The organism is Oscillibacter sp. (assembly GCF_031978065.1).
In the GTDB taxonomy this organism is placed as follows: Bacteria; Bacillota; Clostridia; order Oscillospirales; family Oscillospiraceae; genus Oscillibacter.
The window spans coordinates 1-7289 of the sequence record NZ_DALZCH010000065.1 but is presented as its reverse complement, the minus strand read 5'-3'; the positions used below and the strand labels follow the sequence as shown (position 1 = coordinate 7289).

6 protein-coding genes are annotated in these 7289 nt (G+C 56.2%); 2 read left to right on the top strand and 4 right to left on the bottom strand.

Annotated elements, in window-relative coordinates; all coding sequences use genetic code 11:
• The coding region (locus RTK01_RS10605; RefSeq protein WP_312280939.1) for a beta-eliminating lyase-related protein at positions 1-674 on the top strand (674 nt) is incomplete at its 5' end.
• 48 nt (positions 675-722) lie between these two features.
• Here RTK01_RS10605 and RTK01_RS10600 read toward each other — a convergent pair.
• Positions 723-1295 carry an N-acetylmuramoyl-L-alanine amidase gene (locus tag RTK01_RS10600; protein ID WP_312280938.1) on the bottom strand — a complete coding sequence of 191 codons (573 nt, stop codon included), beginning with the start codon at positions 1293-1295 and terminating at the stop codon, positions 723-725.
• Positions 1296-1502: 207 nt separating this feature from the next.
• Positions 1503-3335, bottom strand: a complete 1833-nt coding sequence (locus tag RTK01_RS10595) for a methyl-accepting chemotaxis protein (protein WP_312280937.1) — start codon at positions 3333-3335, stop codon at positions 1503-1505.
• A gap of 210 nt (positions 3336-3545) precedes the next feature.
• Between RTK01_RS10595 and RTK01_RS10590 the strand changes: the two genes are divergently transcribed.
• Positions 3546-3794: a helix-turn-helix transcriptional regulator gene (locus RTK01_RS10590; RefSeq protein ID WP_312280936.1), complete on the top strand. Its 249-nt coding sequence runs from the start codon at positions 3546-3548 to the stop codon at positions 3792-3794.
• Between the two features lie 250 nt (positions 3795-4044).
• Here the strand turns inward: RTK01_RS10590 and RTK01_RS10585 are convergent, their stop codons facing one another.
• Together RTK01_RS10585 and RTK01_RS10580 are read right to left on the bottom strand one after the other, a co-directional pair.
• Positions 4045-5802 (bottom strand): ABC transporter ATP-binding protein, encoded by a 1758-nt coding sequence (locus tag RTK01_RS10585; protein WP_312280935.1) that lies wholly within the window; start codon positions 5800-5802, stop codon positions 4045-4047.
• On the bottom strand, positions 5802-7289 hold a 1488-nt coding region (locus RTK01_RS10580), incomplete at its 5' end, for an ABC transporter ATP-binding protein (RefSeq protein ID WP_312280934.1). The genes RTK01_RS10580 and RTK01_RS10585, both read right to left, overlap by 1 nt.

Genomic DNA, 7289 nt, shown 5'->3' with positions numbered 1-7289 from the left:
GGCAGGTGCTGGACGGACACGATGGCTCGGAGCAAATGGTTCACCCCAAACGGGTCTACATCTCCGATACGACGGAGGTTGGCACCGTCTACACAAGGGCGGGGCTTGCCGCCCTGCGGGATGTTTGCCGGGAGCGGGGACTGTACCTGTTTTTGGACGGCGCACGCCTTGGATCTGCCCTGACGGCAGAGGGCAGCGACCTTACGCTTTCCGATCTGGCGGCGCTTACCGACGTGTTTACCATCGGCGGAACGAAAAACGGCGCGCTGTTTGGCGAAGCCGTTGTCATCTCAAGAGGCTGCAAGGCAGCGGACTTCCGGGCCTATATGAAGCAGCGGGGGGCCATGCTGGCAAAGGGCCGCCTGCTGGGCCTTCAGTTCTCCGCCCTGCTGGAGGACGGACTGTATTTCAATCTGGCCCGCCATGCCAACGAGATGGCACAGCTTCTGCGCCGGGGCATCGAGGCGCTTGGCTACGGCTTTGCTTCCGACTCCCCCAGCAATCAGATTTTTCCCATTTTCCCCGATACGGTGGTGAACGGTCTGGAGCGGGGCTATGAGTTTGAGTACAACGGCCCCGCGGGGGACGGCCTGACCAGCATCCGTCTTGTGACCAGCTGGGCCACCCCCCGTGAAGCTGTAGATCGGTTTTTGCAGGATTTGGCCGCTCTATGAGTATATAAAACTCCCCCTGCCGATATGTGGCAGGGGGAGTTTCTTTCTTTAGGAGGCAAACCCGAAATATCGCATAATGCCGTTATAAATGCCCTGCGCGAACTGATACTGGTTATCCCGCAGCTTCTCCATGTCGGAGGGATTGGACACGTACGCCATCTCCACCAGAATAGAGGGCATATTGGTCTTGCGCAGAACATACAGAGACGGCCTCGCAATCACGCCGTTGCGTTTTGTGCCGACGGCTTCCACGATCCCGTCCAGCACAGCCTCTCCCAGCCAGTTGGACTGAGTGTAAAGCTGATAGATGTAGACCTCGGTGCCGTTAATTGCGGGGTTGGGGTTGGCGTTGACGTGGAGACTGATAAAATAATTGGCGGGCCACTCGTTGGCCATGCGCACCCGCTCCGCAAGACTGGTTGAGTTGTTGGTGCCAAGAACCGTGTCGGGCGTGGGCCGTGACAGGCGCGCTTCAAAGCGGGGATCGCTGTTCAGCATCTCCGCCAGATAAATGCCCACCTGATACGTAACGTCCTGCTCGTCAAGCCCGTACCAGGACGCGCCGGTATTGTGATAGCCTGTCGGGTTGTGCCCCTGGTCAATAAAGATCTTGATTGCCATGCTAACACTTCCTGTTCCATGATGAGGTAATATCCCTGTATCAGCATCATATTCACCGCCGGGGCCGGAAGTGCACAGCAGCGGGGCCAGACCTTACGCCCTCCCGCATCGTTAAACCGGCGAAAAAGCGGAGGGAGGCAAATCCGCAGGATTTGCCTCCCAGCCATACATATATACCGCCCGTTTCTCAAACGTGCTTTTGCACCGTCAATATTTTCCCGCGGTCATTTCAGTGCGGACGCCGGGAATTTCCCGAGCCTTGCTTTGAAGGGTTTCACCGGGCTCGCCTCCGCCGTCTTCGACGCTAAGTCCCTGCGCCGCGCCCTCCCATAGCCTGAATTTTTGGACCTCCTGACGCAGACTGACCGCCTGCGCGGACATCTCCTCGCTGGTGGCGGAGTTTTCCTCCGCCGTGGCAGCATTGGTCTGCACCACGGAGGAAATTTGGGAGAGTCCTTCCCTGATCTGCTCGATGGCTCCGGTCTGCTCCGAGATGGACCGTTCAATTCTTCCAAAGCTTTGCGTTGCCTCCCGGGCAGCCGCATCCACATCCTTGAGAATCTGTGCGGTCTGATTTGTCAGCTCCGTTCCCCGGGCAACCGTGGACACAGAATTTTCAATCAGCTCCGCCGTTTGCTTGGCGGCCTCGGCGGATTTTCCCGCAAGGGTCCGCACCTCGTCCGCCACCACCGCAAAGCCCTTGCCCGCATTACCAGCCCGGGCGGCCTCAATGGCGGCGTTCAGCGCCAGAATATTGGTCTGGAACGCGATATCCTCGATGACCTTGGTGATGCTCGCAATCTGGCTGGACGCGGAGGCCACCCCGGCCATGGCCTCTGTGAGTTGCTCCATGTGCCGGTTTCCGGCGGTGACGCCTTCGTCGGACTTGCGGATGGACTTTGCTGCAGAATCCACCATGTCCAGATTTCCCCGGGCCTGATCCGATAGATGCTCCACCGTGGCGCCCAACTCCTCCACGGCGGCGGCCTGCTCTGTGGAGCCGCTGGCCAGCGCCTGCGCACCAGCGGAAACCTGTTCAGAACCGGTGGATACCTGCTCCGCCGCAAGACCTATGTTGCTGAGCGTATCACTCAGCTTGTCCCGCATCTTCCGGATGTTGTCCAGCATGGGACGGTAGTCGCCCACGTAGCTGTCCTCCGCCTGAGAGTCCATTGCAAAATTGCCGTCGGCAAATGCCTCCAGCTCCCGGGAAAGATCGCTGATAATCGCCTTCAGCGTGTCGGACATTTTGCGGGAAGATTCGGCCAGCACGCCGATTTCATCTCTGGAATCCACGACGATATAAACGTCAAGATTTCCCTCGGACAGCCTTTCCGTGGCTTCCACCACCAACCCGATGCGCCGGGACAAATTCCGGGCAATCAAAATCCCGATGAGCACCGCCAGCACCACGCCGATTGCGACGGTCACGGTCAAGACAACCTCGGTAACCCTCACCTGCCGGTCCATTGTCTCAACCTGCTTCACAATATACGCGTTATTATAGTCGATGGCGGCGGTGATGCTCTCTTCAACTGCCTCTCGAGATGTGCTAACCTCATTTGTCAAGACGGAATAGCCTTCCACCCAGTTATCCGGCTTCATTCCGGGTCCGTTTACAAATTCATCCCGTATTTTCTGAAACGCCTGAAGCCTTGACTCCATTTCGGCAATCAGCGCCAGCTCTTTTTCAACCTCTGAGGCATCATACTTGACCAGCATCGCCTTGTAATCCGCAAGCGCCTCTTCAATTATACTGTCGATATCAGAAAGCTCGGCCCGGACTTTCTGTTTTTCCTGCTGCGTTTCCGCCAGCAGAAGCTTATAAAGGTCGCCCCGGATTTTTTGGTTGCCAGAGCTGATTTTCTCAAGGCATTCCAGTGCGGCTGTTGAATCCTGATAAGCGATTTTGTAAGACGCTCCTACACTCTCCAGATTAAAAATCCCAATCGCACCGATGATGCCCGCAATCAGTGCCACAATTAAAAATCCACCTGTGACCTTTGTTGCAATTTTTAAATTTTTATACCATTTACCCATATATTTTTCCCCTTTATCTTTTTTTAAGTTGTTTCCGTTAATTCATTACGCCGCAACGGCGCGTTGTCTTTTGTTAACTCGCCTCTTTTCTTTTTGGATGTGTGCTTCCTTAATTTTGGAATGTATGCATTCCAATTTTATCATATGCAATACGATAAAATCAACAAAAGTATTTAAAGGATTTTTAAATACTTCCGGAAGGGGGCTTATATGTCGGAGAAACTCAAACAGGACATTTCCATGGGAACCAATTTAAAGCGGCTTCGAAAACACGCACGCCTCTCTCAGGAGCAGGTCGCCGCAAGCCTTGAGCTGATGGGTTTATCCATCAGCCGGGAGGTTCTTTCGCAAATGGAGCGGGGCCGCTACAATATCAGAGTGAGTGTCCTGCTTGCCCTGAAGGAGCTTTATCATGTGGAAAGCTTTGATGAATTTTTTCAGGATCTGCACCTGAAATAGCCCCACTTTGCCGCCGTTCCTCACCGGTGTTCCTGCGGGTGCCGGGATATGAGCAAAGCCGTCCGCTGTATGCGTTCATACAGCGGACGGCCTTATTTTTCGGCAGCGGGTCTGTCAGGGCGTTTGAAAGCGCCTTGGCCCCCCGTGGCATTGGGTCCCCGGCGTGAACCGGGGCTTCGTTAATCTTCGATGTTGAATGCGTGCCGCGTTCTGGCTTCTTACTGCCGGACTGCGGCAAATACATGCTGTTTCACGTAACGGACTGTGCCGCCGTTCGGCCCAGCTTCCATCCGATGGACTGCTGGCGCATGCCGATGAAGTCGGCGTAACGTCCGCCCTGCTCCATCAGCTCACTGTGGGTTCCCTTCTGGGCAATGCGCCCGTTTTCTATCACCACAATCTGGTCCGCGTTCCGAACGGTTTTCAGCCGGTGGGCAATCATGATAACGGTTTTGGACTTTGTAAGCTCCGCAATCGCCTGCTGAAGCAGCCACTCGTTTTCCGGGTCTACGTTGGCAGTGGCTTCATCCAGAATAATGATGGGACTGTCCTTGATGATCGCACGGGCAATGGAGATGCGCTGCTTTTCCCCGCCGGAAATGCTGGCTCCTCCCTCTCCGATCACCGTGTCATAGCCGTGGGGCAGCGCCATAATAAAGTCGTCGCAGCAGGCACGGCGCGCCGCGGCGCGCACCTCTCCCAGCGTAGCGTTGGGCTTTCCGAAGCGGATGTTGTTGGCAATGGTGTCGTTAAACAAGTACACATTCTGGAATACCATGCCGTAGTTTCGCAGCAGGCTGTCCAGCGTGTATTCCCGTACATCGCGGCCCCCCAGCGTGATTCTGCCCTCATTTACATCCCAGAAGCGGATGATGAGGTTGCACAGGGTCGTCTTTCCTCCGCCGGAGCCGCCCACAATGGCCAGCGTGGAGCCCTGAGGAATATCAATGCTCACACCGTCGATAATTTTCCGCTTGTCATAGGAAAAGCCCACACCTTCCACCGTGATATCGGTATTTTCGGGAGAAATGTCTGCCCCGTCTTCATCCATCACCGGCATATCCAGCGTGGCGTTAATGTTGTCGATGGCCAGCGCCGCCGTGCGCATGAGGGCGGACATATTTCCGCCGGTTGCCAGCTCGTTATAGACCATGGCCGATGCAATACACATCATCAGCGCATTTTGCAAAGACATGGAGCCATCCAGATAAAACGCGATGGAGCATCCAACGATGGCAAGCCCCGCAAGCTTTGCGACAATGCCCTGCAACGACATCAGCGGAATAAAGGCCCGCTCCATACGGTAGGAGACGGTGTTTTCCTCGTCGATGGCGTCGGACACCTTTTTATTGGCGTTGCCGCTCAGGTTATAGGACTTGATCACCGCAATGCCCCGCACATACTCGAGAACAGCCTCCACGGCCCCCTCCACGGATTTCAGCTTGCGTCCGCTCATCACCTCGCCCGCCTTGTGCATCCGGCTGTTCACAAGAAGGAACAGCAAAAAGCCCGCCAGTGTCACAAGCCCGATGCGCCAGTCGAATGCAAACAGCATGAGCGTGATCGCCGTCGTGGTCATCAATCCCTGCACGGACAAAACCATACATCGGGTCAACGTCTCCTGAAGGCTTTCGCAGGTATTGGTGGCGACGTTTGTAATCTGGCCCAGATTGCGCTGATTAAAAAAGCCCATGGGCGCGTAGCGCAGCCGTTCGGCAAGCCGGATGCGCGCGCCCGCCGCCGTGGTGTAGCCCGCCCGGGTCTCCAGTTGGATGGAAAAGCAGTTGCAGAAATACGCGCCTAGCATCCCCGCCAGCACGATGCCCATGGAAACCCACGCGGTTTTTTTGCTGGCGCTGCCGTCCAGAATCGCACCCAGCGCATAGGATGCCGCCAGCAGGGAAAACGCATTGAAAAAACTCTGGAAAAAGCCAAACACTAGTGCTGCCATCATTTTTTTGCGCTGATCCCCCGAAAAGTCAAGAAATTTTTTAATGTAGCCAAACATTACCGCACCTCCAAGGCGTCTTTTGCGCCGATATGAGTCTCCCACAGCCGACGGTACAGGCCGCAGTCCTCCAGCAGCGTCTCATGGGTGCCCGCCGCTTCAATTTTGCCTCCGTTCACCACGATAATCTGGTCGGAGTCCGTGATGGTGGACAGGCGGTGAGCCACCACGATCAGGGTCTTGCCCTCTACCAGCTTTGCCACCGCACTTTGAATCACCGCCTCGTTTTCAGGATCGGTATAGGCGGTGGCCTCGTCCAGAATCACGATTGGCGCGTCCTTCAGCATGGCCCGTGCAATGGCCAGTCGCTGCCGCTCTCCGCCCGAGAGATGTCCCCCCGCGCTGCCCGCCACGGTGTCATACCCGTTTTCAAGCTGCATGATGAAGTCGTGGCAGCCTGCGGCGCGGGCGCAGTTCTCTATCTCGGCGTCCGTGGCTCCGAGGCGGCCCTTGCGGATATTCTCGCGCACTGTTTCGTTAAACAGGAAGTTGTCCTGGGAGACATAGGCAATCATGGCATTGAGCTGCTTCAGGGGAATTTCCCGGATGTCCTTGCCACCGATGGAAATGCTGCCGTAGGTGACGTCCCACATGGAGGCAATCAGACGGGCAATGGTGCTTTTTCCGCTGCCGGAGGGGCCAACCAGCGCGTTCACCGTGCCCTCCCTGAAGGCGAAGTCCACTCCGTGGAGCACCTCCACATCCCGATAAGCAAAGCGCACGCCCTTCCCCTCGATATCAAACCGGCTGAGCGCCGCCGCCTTTTCCGGGCGCATCAGCTCCTCTTCCTCCAAAATCTCGTTAATCTCCCCCACAATGGTGCTGATTTTCCCAAGGTCGTCCGAATAACTCATGGCGCCGATGAGGGGCGTCATCATGCCGAAGCTGAGCACCACAATCATCACAATCTCGTTCACCGCCAGCGTCCCCTGCAAATAATACAGCACACAGGCAGGCAGAACGCTCACCAGCACCGAGGGGATAATCACCATGGCGGCGGAGAAAAAGACCTGGGTATCCTTCATCCAGTCAATGGCAGAGTGGGCGGAATCATGAACCGCGTCGGTAAACTTCTGATAGGTTTTGGCGGTCTGACTGAAGGTTTTAATGACCTCAATTCCGTTGATGTACTCCACGGCAACGGCGTTGAGATGCTTGCCGGAGTTGACATACCGGCTGAATTTCCCCTGATAGCCCGCCATCATCCCCGTCATGGCCAAAAGGCCCAGCGGCAGCGTGGCAAGGGACCAAAGCCCCACCCGCCAGTCCAGAATGAGAATGTAGACCAGAATCACCACCGGTGCCAGAAGCTTGCTGGTCATCTCGGGCACCAGATGGGCAAGCGTTGGCTCGATACTGTCCACCCGCTCGACAATCAGGTTCTTCGTCTCGCCGCTAGGGCGGTCCATCACCCGGCCCATGGAAATGCGCGCAAGTTTTTCGCACATCCGCTTGCGCACGTCCGAAATGACGGTAAAGGTGGCCTT